We start from the raw sequence: 20,998 nt of genomic DNA, 5'->3' as shown, positions 1-20,998 counted from the left end.
ATGACGAAAACCACTCCTAATCTTGCTAAGTTGATTGCGACGGATTTGATTTCCGTTGGTCGCTGGTCGTTATTGTTGATGATTTTAATATTTTCATCGGCAATGGGAGTGGTCTTTGCCACCCATCATGCGCGTCAAGCGATCACTGAAAAAGATCATACATTGGTTGAGCGAGAGCGATTGGATAGCGAATGGCGCAACCTAATGTTGGAAGAAACAGCCCTCGCGGAACACAGTCGCGTTCAAGACTTGGCAAAGAAGGATCTTGAAATGAAACGACCAGATGGCGATAAAGAAGTGGTTATCACGCTAAAATGATTGGAAAGAAAGCCAAATCGAAACAAGGAAATTCGCGCAAGCCAGCAGCCAAAGAAAAGAAAGTGGTTGCTGCAAAGTCGCAACCCACCAAGGAAGCAAAAGAACCTCAAGAAACAGACGTTGTTGAACCCGAATCCTTTTTGATTCGCTGGCGCTTTCAGTTACTGCTGTTTTTTCGTCTTTTGTGCATTTGCCCTACTCGTTGGGCGCGTTGCCTACATTCAAATCATCGAGCCTGATAACCTTATCAAGCAAGGTGACCTTCGTTCAGTCCGTGTTAAAGCCATTCCTTCTGCGCGCGGTATAATCTCTGATCGCAATGGCGAACCTCTTGCCGTTAGTGTTCCTGTTGAGGCTGTATGGGCCGATCCAAAAACCATCTTCAAAGAGGGCGCGCTACAGCAAACCAAAAGTTGGTATGCATTAGCTGACGTTCTTGGTTTGGACCGACAAGGCCTGATCAATAAGATCAAGAAAAATGAAAAGCGTCGCTTTATCTACCTTCAGCGTCAGGTAAGCCCTGCGATGGCTAACTACATTCGTGAACTCAAACTACCCGGTGTAGGCTTGAAGTCTGAATCTCGTCGTTACTATCCTGCTGGTGAGGTTAGTGCTCACTTAGTCGGTGTTACGGGGATTGATGGTCATGGTCTAGAAGGTGTAGAGCGAAGCTATGATGAATGGTTAACTGGTGCTGCAGGTAAGAAAACCATTCGTAAAGACCGCTATGGCCGTGTTGTTGAGAATATTGCTCTTGAAGAGAAACAAGAAGGTAAACCGCTACAACTGACTATTGATCAGCGAATTCAAGCTGTTGCTTATCGCGCAATTAAACAAGCGGTTGCTGACCATCGCGCAACATCTGGTTCTGTAGTGGTGCTTGATGTAAAAACGGGCGCTGTGTTGGCGATGGTGAACGCGCCATCTTATAACCCAAATAATCGTAGCGATTGGCAAAGTTACAAAATGCGTAACCGAGTAATCACCGACTCTTTAGAGCCGGGCTCTACAATTAAGCCATTCGTTGTTTTGGCCGCCTTAGAAAATGAGGTCGCGGATAAAGACACCATCGTCGATACTGGAAACGGTATTCTTCAATTGGGTGGCAGCCGTGTTCGTGATGCACCAAAGGTAGGGAAAGCGAGCTTAACGACCATCTTGAAGAAATCGAGTAATATCGGTGTGACCAAGTTAGCTATGCGTATGCCAGTAGAAGCATTGCTTGGTTTATACAGTTCTGTTGGTTTGGGAGAACTTTCTGGCTTGAACTTAGTCGGTGAAGTTGTGGGTATTTTCCCGAGTCGCTCGCGTTGGTCGCCAATTGAACGCGCCACCATCGCCTTTGGTTACGGTTTATCGGTGACCCCAATTCAGTTAGCGCATGCTTACGCAACCTTGGGTAACTTAGGTAAATATGAGCCGATTCATATTATCGAAAGTAACGATAACGATATGGCTCGCCAAGTCGTTAGCCAAAAAAATGCACGCCTTGTACTCGATATGCTGGAAACGGTAACGCAAAAAGGCGGTTCAGCCCGTCGTGCTGCGGTTCCGGGCTATCGAGTTGGCGCCAAAACGGGTACGGCTCGAAAAGCAACCGCTGGTGGCTATAGTGATGAGTACATCAACTACACGGCCGGTGTTGCTCCTGTGAGCGATCCAAGACTTGCATTGGTTGTTGTAGTTAATGAACCGCAAGGTGATGACTACTATGGCGGTTCAGTTGCTTCGCCAGTCTTTTCTGAAATCATGAAAGGCGCGCTGCAAATTCTGAATGTTGCCCCTGACGAAAACAAATTCCAACAGTAGGCTTTGATGTTTACTGAGAAACAAAATCTAGAAAGCTGAGCTAAAGCTCGGAGAACAAATATGACCAAAGCCATCAGTATGGACGCGCTGCTTTCCAATTGGGTTGATTGCCCAAGTTTGTCGTCCGTTCTTGTCTCTGAACTGGAACTCGATAGTAGACGAGTTCAGTCCGGCACTACTTTTGTTGCCATCATTGGCCATGCTGTCGATGGACGTGATTTTATCGCGAAGGCCATCCAGCAAGGTGCTAACGCGGTGATCGCTCAAGCCTGTGAGCGAAAAGCACACGGTACGATTGAGATTGTTGATAATGTTCCAGTGATTTACCTCGATGCACTGGATAAGTGCCTTTCTCAAATCGCAGGTCAGTTCTACCGTTATCCAAATATGGAGCTGATTGGTGTCACTGGTACTAACGGTAAAACCACCATTACTCAGCTTATTGCCCAATGGATTGATTTGGTCGGTTCCAAAGCGGCGGTAATGGGGACAACGGGGAATGGCTTTCTAGATGATCTGCAAGAAGCCGCAAACACCACAGGCAACGCAGTTGAAATCCAAAAGACCCTATCCTCGCTCGCCGAGCAAAAAGCACAATACACTGCGCTTGAAGTTTCCTCTCATGGTCTGATTCAAGGTCGTGTTAAAGCATTGTCTTTTACCGCTGGTGTGTTTACCAATCTGAGCCGTGATCACTTGGATTATCATGGCACGATGGAAGAGTATGCAAAGGCGAAGCTGATGCTGTTTACCACTCACCAATGCGAGCATGCGATCATCAATGTCGATGATACGGTGGGAGCAGCGTGGGCGAAGCAATTATCGAATGCCGTAGCTGTTTCACTCAAGCCGAATTCAGAATTCCTACAATCCGTATTTGCTACTGACATTGTTTACGCAGAGTCAGGCATTACGATTGAGTTTGATGGCAAGTTTGGTGAAGGAATACTTCATGCACCGCTGATTGGCGAGTTCAATGCAGCGAACCTGATGTTGGCATTCACAACGTTACTTTGCCTAGGTTTCGATAAGCCGACGTTGCTTGCGACAGCCGGCCAATTGCAACCCGTACTTGGTCGTATGGAACTCTTCCAAGCTGACGACAAGGCAAAAGTCGTGGTGGATTACGCCCACACACCTGACGCGCTAGAGAAAGCGTTGCAAGCATTGCGTGTGCATTGCCAAGGTGAGCTTTGGGCTATTTTCGGATGTGGTGGTGACCGTGATGCTGGTAAGCGCCCAATGATGGCGGAAATCGCTGAGCGTTTGGGTGACAAGATTGTGCTTACCGATGATAACCCTCGCAGTGAAGACCCTGTGCTGATCATGAAAGACATGCTGGCCGGCCTAACAAAACCTGCTGAGGCGATTGTGCAGCATGACCGTTTTAAAGCGCTGTCTTACGCACTGGAACATGCTTCTCTGCAAGACATTATCCTTCTGGCAGGTAAAGGTCATGAGGACTACCAAATTCTAAACTCTGGAACCATCCATTACTCTGACCGCGAGTCAGCCATGACGCTATTGGGGCTTTCATCATGATCACAGTAACGCTTTCTCAAGTCGCGGATATGACTGGCGGTGAGCTGGTTGGCAATGACCTATCTATTGAATCTGTTTCTACCGACACTCGAGCCATCGAACAAGGTGCTCTTTTTGTTGCTTTGGTTGGAGACCGTTTTGATGCTCACGATTTCTGCCAACAAGCGGTGGAGTCAGGGGCGGGCGCACTGTTAGTGCAAAAGCAACTTAATGTGAATGTCCCTCAAGTTGTTGTTACCGATACTAAGGTTGCGTTAGGTGAAGTCGCATCTTGGGTACACAATTCGTGTCAAACACCGACAGTGGCTATTACAGGCAGTTGTGGCAAAACTACAGTAAAAGAGATGGTTGCAAGTATCCTGCAGCTGAAAGGCAAAGTACTGTTTACCGCGGGCAACTTCAACAATGACATTGGTGTTCCGCTAACCTTATTGAGATCGCAACAAGACGATGATTACGCTGTGATTGAACTTGGAGCCAACCATATTGGTGAGATCGAATATACGACTCAACTGGTTCATCCGAACATTGCGTTAGTCAACAACGTAGCTGCCGCTCACTTAGAGGGGTTTGGTTCGATTGATGGCGTAAAACAGGCTAAAGGCGAGATTTATCAGGGATTGCCTGCTGGCGGTGTTGCGATTGTGAACCTCGATAGCAATGGTGGTGAGAAGTGGAACCATGTTCTTGCCGATAAGCAAGTCATCACGTTTTCCCAAACGAACACCGATGCTGACTTTTATGCAACAAATATTGTGATGAACGCCGCTGGCGAAGCAAGCTTTAACCTACATCTCGCAATAGACTCACAAGAAATTGAACTGTCTCTGGGTATTATAGGTCAACACAACGTTGCGAACGCGATTGCGGCCTCTATCATTGCGTTGCAGATGGGCGCGACGTTAGAAGAAGTGCGTGATGGCCTTAAACATTTAAACAAAGTGAAAGGTCGAGTCGAAGTTGAGGAACTCAGCGATAAAATCAAGCTAATTGATGACAGCTATAATGCGAGTGTTCCAGCGATGAAGGCCGCGGTGGACTTGCTTAGTGCGTTCCAAGGTGAGCGTTGGTTGATTTTAGGCAATATGGCGGAGTTGGGTGAGGAAAGTCTTGCACTTCATCGTCAAGTCGGGGAACATGCTGCCCCACAAAAATTTGAACACGTTCTCACGTATGGTGCAGACACGAAGGTCATTAGCGAACTTTGTGACGGCATCCATTTCGAGACACATCCAGAGATGATTGACTACATCAAGCAGCATCTAGACCAAACCGCACCTCAACACCATACAATGTTGGTGAAAGGAGCGAACGGTGCTCGTATGTTTGAAGTCGCTGCTGCTTTGAAGGAGTATTATTAATGATTATTTGGCTTGCCGAGCTGCTACAGCCATACCTGTCTTTTTTCCGATTGTTTGAATACCTGTCGTTTCGAGCAATCCTTAGTGTACTTACTGCTTTAGGTCTGTCTTTATGGATGGGGCCTATCATGATCAAGCGTCTACAGATGCTACAAATTGGTCAGGTTGTTCGTAACGAAGGTCCAGAGTCTCACTTTAGCAAGCGTGGTACCCCAACAATGGGGGGCATCATGATTTTGGCTGCTATTTCTATCACTATTCTTTTATGGACTGATTTATCGAACCCATACGTGTGGGCGGTGCTGACGGTACTGCTTGGTTATGGGGCGATTGGTTTTGTTGATGACTATCGTAAAGTCGTTCGTAAGAATACCGACGGTCTGATTGCTCGTTGGAAGTACTTTTGGCAGTCGCTGATTGCATTTGTCGTGGCGTTTGCGCTGTACGCTTACGGCAAAGATACCGCAGCTACTCAACTTGTTGTGCCATTCTTTAAAGACATCATGCCGCAACTTGGTTTGATGTACATTATCCTCACTTACTTCGTTATTGTGGGTACTAGTAATGCGGTAAACCTAACCGATGGCCTAGACGGCTTGGCTATCATGCCAACGGTTCTGGTTGCGGCTGGCTTTGCTGTAATTGCTTGGGCGACAGGTAACATTAACTTCTCTGAATACCTTCATATTCCATACCTCCCACACGCTTCTGAGCTGGTTGTCGTTTGTACTGCAATCGTCGGTGCGGGCCTTGGTTTCTTGTGGTTCAACACTTACCCAGCGCAAGTATTCATGGGCGATGTTGGTTCACTTGCTCTAGGTGGCGCGCTTGGTACTATCGCTGTACTGGTTCGTCAAGAGTTGGTACTGGTGATCATGGGTGGTGTGTTTGTAATGGAAACGCTATCGGTAATTCTACAGGTAGGTTCTTATAAACTACGTGGTCAGCGTATTTTCCGTATGGCACCGATTCACCATCACTACGAATTAAAAGGTTGGCCAGAGCCTCGCGTAATCGTGCGCTTCTGGATTATTTCTATGGTTCTTGTTCTGATTGGTCTAGCGACTCTGAAAGTGCGTTAATCGCACTTTCCAAGAACAAGACAAATTGCGTGATCAAATATGGAACGTTGGCAAAACATACATAAGGTCGTCGTCGTAGGGCTCGGTATTACCGGGCTCTCTGTCGTTAAACACCTCACAAAAACTCAACCGCAACTGACGATCAAAGTCATTGATACGCGCACTAACCCTCCGGGGGCTGAGCGTTTGCCAGAGCAGGTAGAACTCCACAGCGGTGGTTGGAATACCGAATGGCTTGCAGAAGCTGACTTAGTCGTGACTAACCCAGGCATCGCCTTAGCGACACCAGAAATACAATCGGTTCTTGCGAAAGGAAAGCCAGTTGTTGGTGATATCGAGCTCTTCGCGTGGGCAGTCGATAAACCTGTTATTGCGATTACTGGCTCTAATGGCAAAAGTACGGTTACCGATCTGACTGGCGTGATGGCAAAGGGAGCTGGTTTAGAAGTTGGGGTTGGCGGAAATATTGGCGTCCCTGCATTGGATTTACTAAACCAAGATGCTGATTTATATGTGCTAGAGCTGTCTAGTTTCCAGCTGGAAACCACGTCGAGCTTAAAACTCAAAGCGGCCGCGTTTCTTAACCTTTCTGAAGATCATATGGATCGTTATGAGGGCATGGCGGACTACCGACAAGCGAAGTTGCGTATTTTTGATAACGCCGAACTGGCAGTGGTTAACCGTGATGATCAAGAAACCTTTCCTGACACTGATACGCCGTTGGTGACGTTTGGTAGTGATGAGCAGGCTTACGGACTTGAATCTGACGGTAACCGTACTTGGTTGCTTGATCATGGTCAGCGCGTGATTGCCAGTGATGAATTGAAGTTGGTTGGTAAGCATAACTTAGCTAACGCTCTTGTCGTACTTGCTCTGCTTAAAGCGGCGGATGTGGATTATCACAAATCCTTGAATGCACTGAAAATTTACACTGGTTTGACACATCGATGCCAAGTGGTTGCGGATAATCATGGTGTAAAATGGGTGAATGACTCCAAAGCAACTAATATTGCGAGCACTATGGCTGCGCTTTCTGGCTTAGAATCAATGGGTAAATTGTATTTGTTGGTTGGTGGTGTTGGTAAAGGCGCAGATTTCACACCATTAAAGCCGATCTTAGCGACGCTTAATTTGCAACTTTGCTGCTTTGGCAAAGATGGCGATGATTTTATGCCACTGCATGAATCCGCAACTCGTTTCGACACCATGGAAGATGTGATTCAACAGATATCTTCGCAGTTAAATACGGGCGATATGGTGATGCTATCTCCGGCATGTGCTAGCTTTGATCAATTCGACAACTTTATGGCAAGAGGTGACGCATTTGCGGCTCTTGCTGAGAAATATGCATAATTAAAGGTCACACACTTCGTGGGTTTAGGTAACGTTAAACGCAGCATTGGCACTTGGCTTAAGCATCCTGCTCCAGAGGCGCTCTTTGACCGTCAACTCGTATGGATCGCACTGGGTTTGATGTTAACCGGTTTGGTGATGGTGACATCAGCATCATTTCCAATCAGCTCACGTCTAACGGATCAGCCATTTCACTTTATGTTCCGTCATGCCACTTTCTTGGTGCTGGCGATTGGTGTGTCTGCCGTCATTCTTCAAATCCCATTAGAACAATGGTTTAAGCGAAGCCATTACTTATTGTGGATCTCGTTTGGCTTACTCATCATCGTATTATTGGCTGGCAAGTCGGTAAACGGAGCATCGCGTTGGATCCCGCTGGGACTGTTTAACTTGCAACCGGCCGAAGTCGCGAAGCTCTCGCTATTCGTCTTTATGTCCGGCTATCTGGTGCGTAAGCAAGACGAAGTTCGCCAAACCTTCTTTGGCGGTTTCATGAAGCCCATCATGGTGTTTGCCTTCTTCGCCGTGTTGCTTCTAGGGCAGCCCGATCTAGGTACCGTGGTTGTAATGCTTGTGACGCTGTTTGGCATGCTGTTCATTGCTGGAGCCAAGCTGACTCAGTTTTTAGCGCTCATGATTGCTGGTATTGCTGCCGTGGTTGGTTTGATTTTGGTCGAGCCATACCGTATTCGTCGTGTTACCTCGTTTCTCGACCCTTGGGAAGACCCATTCGGTAGCGGCTATCAGTTGACTCAATCTCTCATGGCATTTGGTCGTGGTGAATGGTTTGGGCAAGGTTTAGGCAACTCGATTCAAAAACTGGAATATCTTCCAGAAGCGCACACTGACTTCGTGTTTGCGGTACTGGCTGAAGAGCTGGGTTTTGTTGGTGTCGTGTTAGTGTTAATGCTGATTTTCAGTTTGGTGCTTAAAGCGGTTTATATCGGCAAACGAGCTTTTGAAGAAGGCGAAATGTTTGGCGGTTACCTCGCATTTGGTATTGGTATTTGGTTTGCTTTCCAGACGCTGGTTAATGTTGGCGCAGCGGCCGGTATCGTTCCAACCAAAGGTCTTACTCTGCCGCTGATCAGTTATGGTGGTTCGAGTTTAATCATTATGTCCGTAGCGGTGTCTATATTGCTGCGTATCGATCATGAATGCCGTTTGAAGCGCGGCCAGAAAGAACTAGAAAAACAAATCGATGAAGAAAAATAAACGTTTGATGGTGATGGCTGGTGGTACTGGCGGTCACGTGTTCCCAGGTTTAGCGGTTGCAAAACAACTGCAGGAGCAAGGCTGGGAGATCCGCTGGTTAGGTACTGCGGATAGAATGGAGGCGGATTTAGTGCCGAAACATGGCATTGAAATCGACTTTATCAAAGTAAAAGGTCTACGAGGTCAAGGCGTTAAGCGTCTTCTTGTGGCACCATTTCAGATTATTAATGCCATCAAGCAGGCACGTGCTCACATGAAACGCTGGCAGCCAGATGCCGTGCTTGGTATGGGCGGTTACGTGAGTGGTCCTGGTGGTATTGCCGCTTGGATGAGTGGTATTCCTGTTGTCCTGCATGAACAAAATGCTGTCGCGGGTTTAACTAACCAATGGCTATCGAAAATTGCCAAAAAGGTATTTCAAGCCTTTCCTGGTGCTTTTCCAAAAGCAGAAGTGGTTGGTAACCCAGTTCGTGAAGACGTGACTCAACTGGAAGCGCCAACTGAGCGGATGCAAGAGCGACAAGGTCCGATTCGTATTTTGGTGATGGGTGGAAGCCAAGGCGCACGCATTCTTAACCAAACTCTGCCAGAAGTGATGGCGAAATTGGGCGAAGATTACTGTATTCGTCATCAAGCGGGTAAAGGTGCTGCTGAAGAAGTGAATACAGCGTACCAAGCCAATGGTGTTGTGAATGCAGAAGTAACCGAATTCATCGACGATGTAGCAAATGCTTATGCATGGGCTGACCTTTTGGTTTGTCGTTCAGGTGCACTCACTGTATCTGAAGTTTCAGCTGCCGGTGTTGGTGCCATTTTTGTGCCGTTTATGCATAAAGACCGCCAGCAAGCATTGAATGCAGACCACTTGGTGGATTGCGGTGCGGCTAAGATGATTGAACAACCAGATTTAACCGTTGAGTCATTGACTCAACAGATCCAACAATTGGATCGACAAGCTTTACTTACAATGGCTGAGCAAGCACGCAGTGCAGCAAAGTTAGATGCGGATAAAACAGTCGCACAAGCCATTGTCGCTTTGACCGAAAAGCGTTAACGAATTATTGAGAATAGAATTGATGACAATCCAACATACACAAGACTTAGCTCAGATTCGCGCAATGGTGCCAGAGATGCGCCGCGTGAAATCCATCCACTTCATCGGTATTGGTGGTGCGGGCATGAGCGGCATTGCAGAAGTGCTGTTGAATGAAGGCTACCAAATCACAGGTTCTGATCTATCAGAGAACCCAGTGACGGAGCGTTTGGTATCAAAAGGTGCAACCGTGTTTATCGGTCACCAAGCCAGCAATGTGGAAAAAGCCAGTGTGGTTGTGGTTTCAACAGCAATCAACGAAGAAAACCCCGAAGTCATCGCGGCTCGCGAATTACGTATTCCAATTGTACGCCGCGCAGAGATGCTGGCTGAGCTGATGCGATTCCGTCACGGTATTGCCGTTGCTGGCACACACGGTAAAACCACGACGACTGCGTTAGTGACACAAATCTATTCTGAAGCAGGTTTAGATCCAACGTTTGTTAACGGTGGTTTAGTTAAGAGTGCTGGCACTAACGCGCGTCTAGGCTCTAGCCGAATTTTGATTGCAGAAGCGGACGAGAGTGATGCGTCATTCCTGCATCTACAACCTATGGTGAGCATCGTCACGAACATCGAAGCTGACCATATGGATACGTACGGCGGTGACTTCGAAACTTTGAAGCAAACCTTCATCGACTTCCTTCATAATTTACCGTTTTACGGTCAAGCGATCGTGTGTATAGATGATCCTGTGATTCGTGAGCTGATTCCACGTATTAGCCGCCAAGTGATCACTTACGGTTTTTCTGAAGATGCCGATGTACGTATCGAGAACTACCACCAAGAAGGCCAGCAAGGCATGTTCACCGTGGTTCGTGAAGGGCGTGCGAATCTGGATATCACACTAAATATCCCAGGTCGCCACAATGCACTGAATGCGTCAGCCGCGATTGCCGTAGCGACAGAAGACGACATCACTGATGAAGCGATTCTAAAAGCAATGGCGGGAACCCAAGGTACGGGTCGTCGCTTTGACCATTTAGGTGAGTTCGATACTGGTAATGGTCATGCCATGCTTGTCGATGATTATGGTCACCACCCAACAGAAGTGGACGTGACGATCAATGCAGCGCGCGCCGGTTGGCAAGACAAGCGTCTTGTTATGATTTTCCAACCACACCGTTACAGCCGAACTCGTGACCTTTACGATGATTTTGCTAACGTGCTAGAGCAAGTTGATGTACTGATCATGCTGGATGTCTATGCGGCGGGTGAAAAGCCTATCGCTGGCGCTGATGGTCGTGCTTTATGCCGAACGATTCGTAGTCGTGGGAAGGTAGATCCAATTTTTGTGCCTGAAATAGAGCAATTGCCGTCAGTTTTAGCTAACGTTATACAAGATGGCGACTTGATCTTAACTCAAGGTGCCGGTGATGTTGGTAAAGTCGCTAAGCAATTGGCAACGCTTGAGTTGAACATTAATAAGATGCTCGGGTAATCACGAAAATTGACGCAATGCACAGAGAAAGACATAGATCTCGATTTTGCGTCAAGATCGTTGTGATTTATCGCTATCAGTGTTTGATAGTTTACAAGAGCTCAGTATAATCCCAAGGTTAAAGTCAATACTTTTGCCGATGTGTACTCACACGGTGAAAAGTACAAGACAAAAGTCAGGAAACAAAGACGTTGTTGAATATTGCACTGAATGAAGAGCGACTTAACACGGAGACTAACCGTGGTCGCCAAGAGAAAATCTTGGGTGTGCTATTTTTCGTTGTCGTCGTGACCTTAATCAGTTCTGTTTTGTACTCAGCGATCAGTTGGATGTGGGATGACCAAAGGTTACCTCTCTCCAAAATCGTGCTTCAAGGAAAACTGGAGTACGTCACCGCAGACGATGTTCAAGCAGCGTTTAGCAAGATTGATCATATCGGCACGTTTATGTCGCAAGACATCGATGTCTTGCAACAAAGTGTTGAAGCCTTACCTTGGGTCGCGCATGCCGCGATCCGTAAGCAATGGCCAGACACGGTAAAAGTATTTTTGACAGAACATCGCCCTGTCGCCATCTGGAATGGCATCGAACTGTTGGATAACAACGGTTTGGTATTTGAAGGCGATGTCGGCCTGCTAAAGGAAGAGAAAGTTAAGTTATATGGACCCAATGCAACTGGGCCGGAAGTCTTGCAAACCTACCGCGAACTCCGACCTAAGTTCCAACAATTGGGTTTAGCTATATCGTCTCTGGTTTTAAATGAGCGACGAGCTTGGCAAATCATCCTTGATAACGGTATTCGACTAGAGCTTGGTAAAGAGTCTCTGGATGAGCGAATAGAGCGCTTTTTCTCGCTTTATAACAAGCTTGGCAGTGACACTCAAAGAATCAGTTATATCGATCTTCGATACGATACGGGAGCCGCGGTTGGTTGGTTTCCTGAACATGAGTTAGAACAAGAGAGTACAGATGACTAAGGCCGCTGATGACAACATTATTGTTGGTCTGGATATAGGCACTGCAACCGTATCAGCTCTAGTGGGCGAGATTCTACCTGATGGCCAAATAAATATTATTGGTGCTGGTAGCAGCCCCTCACGCGGCATGGATAAAGGTGGCGTGAATGATTTGGAGTCGGTTGTAAAATCAGTACAACGCGCAATTGATCAAGCTGAGCTAATGGCGGAATGCCAAATCAGCCGAGTATTCATTTCGTTGTCTGGTAAGCATATCGCAAGCCGAATTGAAAAAGGTATGGGCACGATTTCTGATGAAGAAGTGTCTCAAGAAGATATGGATCGTGCTATCCATACAGCCAAATCGATTAAAATCGGTGATGAACAACGAATCCTTCATGTGATTCCGCAAGAGTTCACCATCGACTACCAAGAGGGTATCAAAAACCCACTTGGTTTATCTGGAGTGAGAATGGAAGTAAGCGTCCATTTGATCTCATGCCATAATGATATGGCACGCAATATCATTAAGGCCGTAGAACGTTGTGGTCTTAAAGTAGAGCAACTTGTGTTTTCTGGGCTTGCTGCGAGTAATGCAGTAATTACCGAGGACGAAAGAGAGCTTGGGGTTTGTGTGGTGGATATCGGTGCCGGCACGATGGATGTTTCTATCTGGACCGGTGGTGCGTTGCGTCACACAGAAGTATTTTCTTACGCAGGAAATGCGGTAACTAGCGATATTGCTTTTGCTTTTGGTACGCCAGTGAGCGATGCTGAAGAAATCAAAGTCAAATATGGCTGCGCCTTGAGTGAACTGGTCAGTAAGGATGACACGGTTAACGTCCCAAGCGTAGGTGGTCGACCTTCACGTAGTCTGCAACGTCAGACTTTGTCAGAAGTGATTGAACCACGCTACTCTGAGCTGATGGGATTAGTTAACCAAACTATCGACTCTGTACAAGCGAAATTGCGCGAAGAAGGCATTAAACACCATCTTGCTGCGGGTGTAGTTCTCACCGGCGGTGCTGCGCAAATCGAAGGAGTGATAGAATGTGCGGAACGCGTATTCCGCAACCAAGTAAGGGTCGGCAAACCGCTCGAAGTCAGCGGATTAACTGACTATGTAAAAGAGCCGTACCATTCTACGGCAGTTGGATTACTTCATTACGCGAGAGACATGCAGTCTAGCGACGATAGCGATTATAATGAACCTAAGCGCTCATCTGTTACTGGCTTCTTCGGTAAATTGCGTAATTGGATACAAAAAGAGTTTTAACCTGAGTTGCAGGATAAACGGAGACAACACATGTTTGAACCGATGATGGAAATGTCTGACGATGCAGTAATCAAGGTCGTTGGAGTTGGTGGCGGCGGTGGTAACGCTGTTGAACACATGGTGCGTGAATCCATCGAAGGTGTGGAATTCATCAGCGTCAACACTGATGCGCAAGCACTTCGTAAGACAAGCGTTGGCAATGTTATTCAGATCGGTGGTGACATCACTAAAGGTCTGGGGGCAGGTGCGAATCCACAGGTTGGCCGTGAGGCAGCTCTCGAAGACAGAGATAGACTTAAAGATTCCCTAACTGGTGCCGATATGGTGTTTATCGCAGCAGGTATGGGTGGTGGTACAGGTACTGGTGCAGCTCCTGTTATCGCAGAAGTCGCTAAAGAGCTTGGCATTCTGACCGTTGCGGTAGTAACAAAACCGTTCAGCTTTGAAGGCAAAAAGCGTTTGGCATTTGCAGAGCAAGGTATCGATGAGCTTTCTAAGCACGTTGATTCTTTGATTACGATTCCAAACGAAAAGCTACTTAAAGTACTTGGTCGTGGTGTTACGCTACTTGAAGCATTTGCGAGTGCGAACGACGTTCTTAAAAACGCTGTTCAAGGTATCGCAGAGCTAATCACTCGTCCTGGCATGATCAACGTCGACTTTGCAGACGTACGCACTGTGATGTCAGAAATGGGTCACGCAATGATGGGTAGCGGCATCGCGAAAGGCGAAGACCGTGCTGAAGAAGCGGCAGAGATGGCAATTTCTAGCCCACTTCTAGAAGATATCGATCTAGCTGGTGCCCGTGGTGTTCTTGTTAACATTACGGCTGGTCTGGACATGCGTCTTGACGAGTTTGAGACCGTGGGTAACACAGTGAAAGCATTTGCTTCTGACAATGCAACAGTGGTTATCGGTACATCTCTAGACCCTGATATGACGGACGAAATCCGCGTAACTGTTGTTGCAACAGGTATTGGTAATGAGAAGAAACCAGATATCACGCTAGTTGCGGGTGGCAAAGCGAAAGTGGCTCCGACTCAGGCAGCTCCTCAAGCTCAACCACAGCAGCAAACTGCGGCACCGCAAGCTGAAGAGAAACCGGCACAAACCTTGCAAACTTCACCAGTGCAAGAGAAGCCACAGGTAACTCCTCAGCCGACAAATACCGTTTCTTCTCCAGCTTCTTCTGCAAGCCAAAGTTCGGCGGCACCGAAGCAAGAGAAAGAAAGTGGTTACTTAGATATTCCGGCATTTTTGCGTCGTCAGGCTGATTAATCTTTAACCCGTAAATTTGACATAGCTCAAAATTATGGTAGCATTCACGGTCGACGTTACAGACGGCCGTGTTTTGTAGCATATTTTAGAGAGGCAAGCAGATGATCAGACAACGTACTCTGAAAGAAATAGTGAAAACAACTGGTGTGGGTCTCCACTCTGGTCGTAAAGTCACGCTTACTCTGCGCCCAGCTGCTGCAAATACAGGTATCATTTACCGTCGTACTGATGTAAATCCACCTGTAGATTTTCCAGCTGATCCGGCATCTGTTCGTGACACTATGCTTTGTACGGCATTAGTGAACGATGAAGGTATTCGTATTTCAACTGTTGAACACTTGAATGCGGCACTCGCTGGTATGGGTATTGACAACATCGTAGTTGAAGTTGACGCACCTGAAATCCCTATTATGGATGGCAGTGCAAGCCCATTCGTATACTTGCTACAACAAGCAGGTATCGAGATGCAAAATGTACCTAAGCGCTTTATTCGTATTAAAAAACCAGTTCGTTTTGAAGATGGCGATAAGTGGGCAGAATTTGTGCCATTTAACGGCTTCCGCATGGACTTCGAGATTGACTTCAACCACCCTGCGATTGAATCAGACGAGCAACGCCTTATGTTTGATTTCTCTTCTCAAGGTTTCGTTCGCGAAATTTCTCGTGCACGTACGTTTGGTTTTATGCGTGACATCGAATATCTGCAATCTCAGAACCTTGTTCTAGGTGGTAGCTTTGATAATGCGATTGTTTTGGATGACTACCGTATTCTTAATGAAGAAGGTCTTCGTTTTGAAAACGAGTTTGTGACTCACAAAGTGTTGGATGCCATTGGTGACCTTTACATGTGTGGTCATGCAATTATTGGTGAATTCCGCGCTTATAAATCAGGTCACGGTCTGAATAACCAACTTCTGCGTGCTGTTCTTGCTGATCAAGAAGCATGGGAATGGACAACATTCGAAGAAGAAGTCGGTTCACCAGTTGCATTTGCAGAGCCAAACATGGTGCTTGCGTAATCAACGCTGACGCAAAATAGATTAAAAAAACCAGGCCGTCGCCTGGTTTTTTACTATCTGAGCTTTGAACAGTGAGGTCACTGTTCTTTCTTCGCTCTACCTATCACTCGTCTTCTTCTTTTCTGCCATTTCCGCAAGACGTTTTAAACGCTCTTGAATCTTTGGTGGCGCCATATCTGCGATGATCATTAATGAATTTGCTGCAGCTTCAGTAAGAGGCGGACGCTTTGGTCTGTCATCGTGCTCGAAACGATTGCGGTATAGTGATGGGTTGATTCGAACTTCCACACTCATCAGCTTTGCATAGCCTTGAGTTCGAAGCTTATTTAGGATCATTAAACGATCGTAATCGATCTTCATCTTTAGTGAAGCGCTGGCCACATCAATGAGCAAATGACCGTTACGGACGTTAGCCACTCGGCAATGATCTGCCGTACCCTTAGGTAGGATCTCTTGCAGCGCCTGATTAAGTTGCAGGATGTCTCCCGCATGTTCTTGTATCTTTTTGAACTGGGATTCGGCAATAAGATCGTCTGTTGAGGTAGGGCGATGATCACGCATAGGTAAAATCTAATTTTGTTGAGATATGGGTATTCTAGAGCAGCTTTCTGCTTAGGTATAGTTTACATTATGGCCTTTATCTTCAGCTCGCCCATAAATATTTGATATAGCATGGCGAGACGGATTGTTTTGATAATGCCGATTGAGCAGCGATATGTATGTGTAATACTGGCGAATCCGTCATCAGTTTGGTTAAAAACTTACGAGTGCTTCAAACAAATACGTCTATTTATGGTTGTATCGATGAAAAATCCTTACACTAAGCCACATTGATTCAAAATTAAGCCTTGAAATATGGACGTTTGAACTCAATATCTTTGATAAATGATTTATCTCAGTATTCTTAGTTCTAAACTGGCAGAGACTGAAGGCATTACGAGTAGATCGGGAACGGTCTGATAAAAGAGAGATTCACGAAAAATGATAGCTAAGCTACTGACAAAAGTTATTGGCAGTCGCAACGACCGAACACTGCGCCGCCTTAGAAAAATTGTAAAAGAGATCAATAACTACGAACCAACGTTCGAAGCACTGTCTGATGAAGAGCTAAAAGCAAAGACTGTTGAGTTCCGTGAGCGCCTAGAGCAAGGCGAAACTCTTGATAAGCTACTTCCAGAAGCATTTGCTACGGTTCGTGAAGCATCTAAGCGTGTTTACGGTATGCGCCACTTCGACGTGCAGCTTATTGGTGGTATGGTCCTTAACGGTGGCCAAATTGCTGAAATGCGTACTGGTGAAGGTAAAACTTTAACGGCGACTCTTCCTGCTTACCTAAACGCACTTCCTGGTAAAGGTGTCCATGTTGTAACGGTGAACGATTACCTAGCAACACGTGACGCGGAAACAAACCGTCCACTATTCGAGTTCCTTGGTATGACTGTTGGCATCAACGTGCCAAACATGCCTCCTCAAGCTAAGAAAGAAGCTTACGAAGCCGATATCCTTTACGGCACAAACAACGAGTTTGGTTTTGACTACCTTCGTGACAACATGGCTTTCCGCAATGAAGACCGTGTTCAACGTGAACGCTTCTTCGCTGTTGTCGATGAGGTGGATTCAATCCTAATCGATGAAGCTCGTACTCCTTTGATCATTTCTGGTCCAGCAGAAGACAGCTCGGATCTATACACTCGCATCAACTTGCTTATCCCACAGCTTCAGAAACAAGATAAAGAAGATTCTGAAGAGTACCGCGGTGACGGCCACTACACTGTGGATGAGAAGTCTAAACAAGTTCACTTAACCGAAACGGGCCAAGAGTTCGTTGAAGAGCTGATGGTTAAGAACGGTTTGATGGAAGAGGGTGACACGCTTTACTCTCCAACCAACATTAGTTTATTGCACCACGTAAATGCGGCACTTCGTGCGCACGTATTGTTTGAACTGAACGTAGACTACATTGTAAACGATGACGGTGAAGTGGTTATCGTTGATGAACACACTGGCCGTACAATGCCAGGTCGTCGTTGGTCTGAAGGTCTTCACCAAGCGGTTGAAGCGAAAGAAGGCGTTAAGATTCAAAACGAAAACCAAACGCTGGCTTCTATTACTTTCCAGAACTACTTCCGTCTATACGAAAAACTGTCGGGTATGACAGGTACAGCAGATACAGAAGCGTTCGAATTCCAATCGATTTACGGTCTTGAAACGGTGGTTATTCCAACCAACAAACCAATGATCCGTAATGATATGCCAGACGTGGTCTACCGTACTGAAGCAGAAAAATTTGCTGCAATCATCGAAGACATCAAAGAGCGTGTAGAAAAAGGTCAACCATCTCTAGTAGGTACGGTTTCTATCGAGAAATCAGAACTTCTTTCTAATGCACTTAAGAAAGCGAAGATCAAACACAACGTATTGAACGCAAAATTCCACGAGCGCGAAGCTGAGATTGTTGCGGAAGCGGGTACGCCAGGTGCGGTAACAATCGCAACCAACATGGCAGGTCGTGGTACCGATATCGTATTGGGTGGCAGCTGGCAGGCAAAAGTTGAAACGCTGCAAGATCCAACCAAAGAACAAATTGATGCGATTAAAGCAGAGTGGAAACAGGTTCACGATCAAGTACTAGATGCGGGTGGTCTACACATCATTGGTACGGAACGTCACGAATCTCGTCGTATCGATAACCAGTTACGTGGTCGTTCTGGTCGTCAAGGTGATGCGGGTTCTTCTCGTTTCTACCTATCAATGGAAGACTCACTACTTCGTATCTTTACTTCAGACCGTATGGCGAGCCTTATCCAAAGTGGTATGGAAGAAGGCGAAGCGATCGAATCGAAGATGCTGTCTCGTTCAATCGAAAAAGCACAGCGTAAAGTAGAAGGTCGTAACTTCGATATCCGTAAACAGCTTCTTGAATACGATGACGTTGCGAACGATCAACGTAAAGTGGTTTACGAATTGCGTGACGAGCTAATGAGTGTTGACGACATTAGCGATATGATCGAACAAAACCGTGAAGACGTAATCACAGCGATCATCGACGAGTACATTCCGCCACAATCTCTAGAAGACATGTGGGATGTTGAAGGTCTGCAAGAGCGTTTGAAAGCGGACTTCGATCTAGATGCTCCTATCAAAGAGTGGCTTGAGCAAGATGACAAGCTTTACGAAGAAGCATTACGTGAGAAGATCGTTAACCTAGCAGTAGAAGTTTACAAGCAAAAAGAAGAAGTGGTTGGTGCACAAGTACTACGCAACTTCGAAAAGTCGGTCATGCTTCAAACGCTAGATACGCTATGGAAAGAACACTTAGCGGCGATGGATCACTTGCGCCAAGGTATTCACCTTCGTGGTTACGCGCAGAAGAACCCGAAACAAGAATACAAGCGTGAGTCGTTTGAATTGTTTGAAGGTCTACTAGAAGCGCTGAAAACAGACGTAATTACAGTATTGTCACGCGTGCGTGTTCAACAGCAAGAAGAAGTAGAACGCATGGAAGAGCAACGTCGTGCTCAAGCTGAGGAAGCGGCTCGCCGTGCTCAAGCTCAACACGCGGCAGCTCAAAACCCACTGACAGAAGGTGAAGAAGCAGAGGAAGGCTCTAGCCAACCAATGGTTCGTGACGAACGTAAAGTGGGCCGTAATGAGCCTTGTCCATGTGGCAGCGGTAAAAAGTACAAACAGTGCCACGGTAAAATTGACTAATACAGTCCGAAGATATTAAGAAAGAGTCGCTTAGGCGGCTCTTTTTGTATCGACAGATCTAGGAATGAATCTAATGAAAAGAATTCACATTGTTGCGGCGATTATCTTCAATCAAGACAGGTCGCAAATCTTCATCACTAAACGCCCGGATGATAAACACAAAGGTGGATTTTGGGAGTTTCCTGGTGGCAAAGTTGAGCAAAATGAAACAGTCGAGCAAGCGATGATTCGTGAACTTGAAGAAGAGATTGGTATCACAGTCACAGAACAAGCCTTATTTGAGCATTTGGAATACGACTACCCAGATAAGTCTTTAAAGTTTGATTTCATGACCGTTTCTCAATTCAACAACCAGCCTTATGGGCGTGAAGGACAAGAAGGGCGTTGGGTCGATATTATTGCATTACCTGACTACGCTTTCCCAGAAGCTAATGTGCCGATTCTAGAGCGTGTAGTGAAAGAGTTTTCCTAACCTGCATCTAACTGTCTTGTGGTTAACACGGGATATTGTTAGTTTAAAAAGATACCGCGAAACGAAAGAGAACGAGTGCAAACCTCGTTATCCAGAGAAGGAGAGAAAGCGCAATGGTTCGTATTGCAATCGCAGGAGCGGCTGGCCGTATGGGTCGCAACTTAGTAAAAGCTTCACACTTCAACTCAGAAGCCGCTGTAACGGCTGGTTCAGAGCGTCCAGAGTCTTCACTTGTTGGCGTTGATGTGGGTGAACTGTGTGGTGAAGGTAAGTTTGATGTCTTTTTGACGGATGATTTAGCAAAAGAAGTCGACAACTTTGATGTTGTTATCGATTTTACTGCTCCAGTGAGCACACTGGCGAATCTAGAGCTATGTAAGCTACATGGTAAGTGCATTGTTATTGGAACAACGGGCTTTAGCGAAGAAGAACGTGAACTGATTGACGAGGCAGCTAAGCAGGTGCCCGTTGTCATGGCTCCAAACTACTCTGTTGGTGTGAATCTTGTCTTCAAGCTTCTTGAGAAAGCTGCGAAAGTTATGGGTGACTACTGTGATGTTGAAATCGTAGAAGCGCACCACCGCCATAAAGTGGATGCGCCATCTGGTACCGCGATTGGCATGGGGGAAGCGATTGCTGGAGCGATGGGTAACAAACTGAGTGATGTTGCTGTGTACGCACGCGAAGGCATTACCGGTGAACGTACTAAAGATGAAATTGGCTTTGCTACTATCCGTGCCGGTGACATTGTCGGCGAGCATACTGCTATGTTTGCTGATATCGGCGAGCGTGTTGAGATCACTCATAAAGCAACAGATCGTATGACCTTTGCTAATGGCGCGGTAAAAGCCGCCGTTTGGCTGCATTCGAAGCCATCAGGCTTCTATACCATGACCGATGTGCTCGGCTTGAACGAGCTTTAAATACATAATTATTCGCCGGCGTAAGCCGGCTTTTTTGTATTTAGAGGAAAATATGTAAAGAAATTGAGTCGCACCATCTGCGATTTTATCTTGAGTTATGGTGTGTTTTTGGGTGTCTTGTTGTGAAAAGTGCTTGAATTGCTCAAAAG

General features: G+C 46.4%; 16 protein-coding genes and 1 pseudogene. 16 read left to right on the top strand and 1 reads right to left on the bottom strand.

Annotated features, from left to right (window positions below):
* The 13 genes and pseudogenes from ftsL to lpxC all read left to right on the top strand — a co-directional run bounded on the left by ftsL (position 1) and on the right by lpxC (position 15,743).
* Positions 1-318 (top strand): cell division protein FtsL, encoded by a 318-nt coding sequence (gene ftsL / locus C1S74_RS08710; protein WP_038866253.1) that lies wholly within the window; start codon positions 1-3, stop codon positions 316-318.
* A pseudogene (locus C1S74_RS08705) lies at positions 315-2,127 on the top strand (penicillin-binding transpeptidase domain-containing protein). The gene ftsL and the pseudogene C1S74_RS08705 overlap by 4 nt, the downstream one beginning before the upstream one ends.
* A gap of 60 nt (positions 2,128-2,187) precedes the next feature.
* Entirely contained in the window at positions 2,188-3,669 is a 1,482-nt protein-coding gene (gene murE, locus C1S74_RS08700; protein WP_045400381.1) for a UDP-N-acetylmuramoyl-L-alanyl-D-glutamate--2,6-diaminopimelate ligase, read from the top strand.
* Positions 3,666-5,030: a UDP-N-acetylmuramoyl-tripeptide--D-alanyl-D-alanine ligase gene (locus tag C1S74_RS08695; RefSeq protein WP_045400378.1), complete on the top strand. Its 1,365-nt coding sequence runs from the start codon at positions 3,666-3,668 to the stop codon at positions 5,028-5,030. Before murE ends, C1S74_RS08695 begins: the two co-directional genes overlap by 4 nt.
* Positions 5,030-6,112: a phospho-N-acetylmuramoyl-pentapeptide-transferase gene (mraY, locus tag C1S74_RS08690; protein ID WP_038866256.1), complete on the top strand. Its 1,083-nt coding sequence runs from the start codon at positions 5,030-5,032 to the stop codon at positions 6,110-6,112. The genes C1S74_RS08695 and mraY overlap by 1 nt, the downstream gene beginning before the upstream one ends.
* Before the next feature lie 39 nt (positions 6,113-6,151).
* Entirely contained in the window at positions 6,152-7,465 is a 1,314-nt protein-coding gene (murD, locus tag C1S74_RS08685) for a UDP-N-acetylmuramoyl-L-alanine--D-glutamate ligase (protein ID WP_045400375.1), read from the top strand.
* An 18-nt stretch (positions 7,466-7,483) separates the two neighbouring features.
* Entirely contained in the window at positions 7,484-8,680 is a 1,197-nt protein-coding gene (gene ftsW, locus C1S74_RS08680) for a cell division protein FtsW (protein WP_038878233.1), read from the top strand.
* The gene (gene murG / locus C1S74_RS08675) at positions 8,667-9,734 is read left to right on the top strand and encodes an undecaprenyldiphospho-muramoylpentapeptide beta-N-acetylglucosaminyltransferase (RefSeq protein ID WP_039974732.1); all 1,068 of its coding nucleotides are present in this window, start codon (positions 8,667-8,669) and stop codon (positions 9,732-9,734) included. Before ftsW ends, murG begins: the two co-directional genes overlap by 14 nt.
* A gap of 22 nt (positions 9,735-9,756) precedes the next feature.
* Positions 9,757-11,214: a UDP-N-acetylmuramate--L-alanine ligase gene (gene murC, locus C1S74_RS08670; RefSeq protein ID WP_045400372.1), complete on the top strand. Its 1,458-nt coding sequence runs from the start codon at positions 9,757-9,759 to the stop codon at positions 11,212-11,214.
* Positions 11,215-11,405: 191 nt separating this feature from the next.
* Entirely contained in the window at positions 11,406-12,191 is a 786-nt protein-coding gene (locus tag C1S74_RS08665) for a cell division protein FtsQ/DivIB (RefSeq protein ID WP_038866267.1), read from the top strand.
* Positions 12,184-13,446 (top strand): cell division protein FtsA, encoded by a 1,263-nt coding sequence (gene ftsA / locus C1S74_RS08660; RefSeq protein ID WP_045400369.1) that lies wholly within the window; start codon positions 12,184-12,186, stop codon positions 13,444-13,446. The genes C1S74_RS08665 and ftsA overlap by 8 nt, the downstream gene beginning before the upstream one ends.
* Before the next feature lie 30 nt (positions 13,447-13,476).
* A complete protein-coding gene (ftsZ, locus tag C1S74_RS08655) occupies positions 13,477-14,724 on the top strand; it encodes a cell division protein FtsZ (RefSeq protein WP_038866270.1) in 1,248 nt (415 codons plus the stop codon).
* Between the two features lie 101 nt (positions 14,725-14,825).
* Positions 14,826-15,743 (top strand): UDP-3-O-acyl-N-acetylglucosamine deacetylase, encoded by a 918-nt coding sequence (gene lpxC, locus C1S74_RS08650; RefSeq protein ID WP_038878223.1) that lies wholly within the window; start codon positions 14,826-14,828, stop codon positions 15,741-15,743.
* A 96-nt stretch (positions 15,744-15,839) separates the two neighbouring features.
* Here lpxC and C1S74_RS08645 read toward each other — a convergent pair whose 3' ends face one another.
* On the bottom strand, positions 15,840-16,304 hold the full coding sequence (locus C1S74_RS08645) for a DUF721 domain-containing protein (protein WP_045400366.1): 465 nt from the start codon (positions 16,302-16,304) through the stop codon (positions 15,840-15,842).
* A gap of 420 nt (positions 16,305-16,724) precedes the next feature.
* Between C1S74_RS08645 and secA the strand changes: the two genes are divergently transcribed.
* The 3 genes from secA (at position 16,725) to dapB (ending at position 20,849) form a co-directional block, all read left to right on the top strand.
* Positions 16,725-19,454 carry a preprotein translocase subunit SecA gene (gene secA, locus C1S74_RS08640; protein WP_038866278.1) on the top strand — a complete coding sequence of 910 codons (2,730 nt, stop codon included), beginning with the start codon at positions 16,725-16,727 and terminating at the stop codon, positions 19,452-19,454.
* 73 nt (positions 19,455-19,527) lie between these two features.
* On the top strand, positions 19,528-19,926 hold the full coding sequence (gene mutT / locus C1S74_RS08635; protein ID WP_045400364.1) for an 8-oxo-dGTP diphosphatase MutT: 399 nt from the start codon (positions 19,528-19,530) through the stop codon (positions 19,924-19,926).
* 113 nt (positions 19,927-20,039) lie between these two features.
* Positions 20,040-20,849 (top strand): 4-hydroxy-tetrahydrodipicolinate reductase, encoded by an 810-nt coding sequence (gene dapB, locus C1S74_RS08630; RefSeq protein ID WP_045400361.1) that lies wholly within the window; start codon positions 20,040-20,042, stop codon positions 20,847-20,849.
* Positions 20,850-20,998 lie beyond the last annotated feature (149 nt).

This window comes from Vibrio hyugaensis, assembly GCF_002906655.1.
GTDB lineage: Bacteria > Pseudomonadota > Gammaproteobacteria > Enterobacterales > Vibrionaceae > Vibrio > Vibrio hyugaensis.
This window is presented reverse-complemented; position numbering and strand designations above follow the sequence as displayed.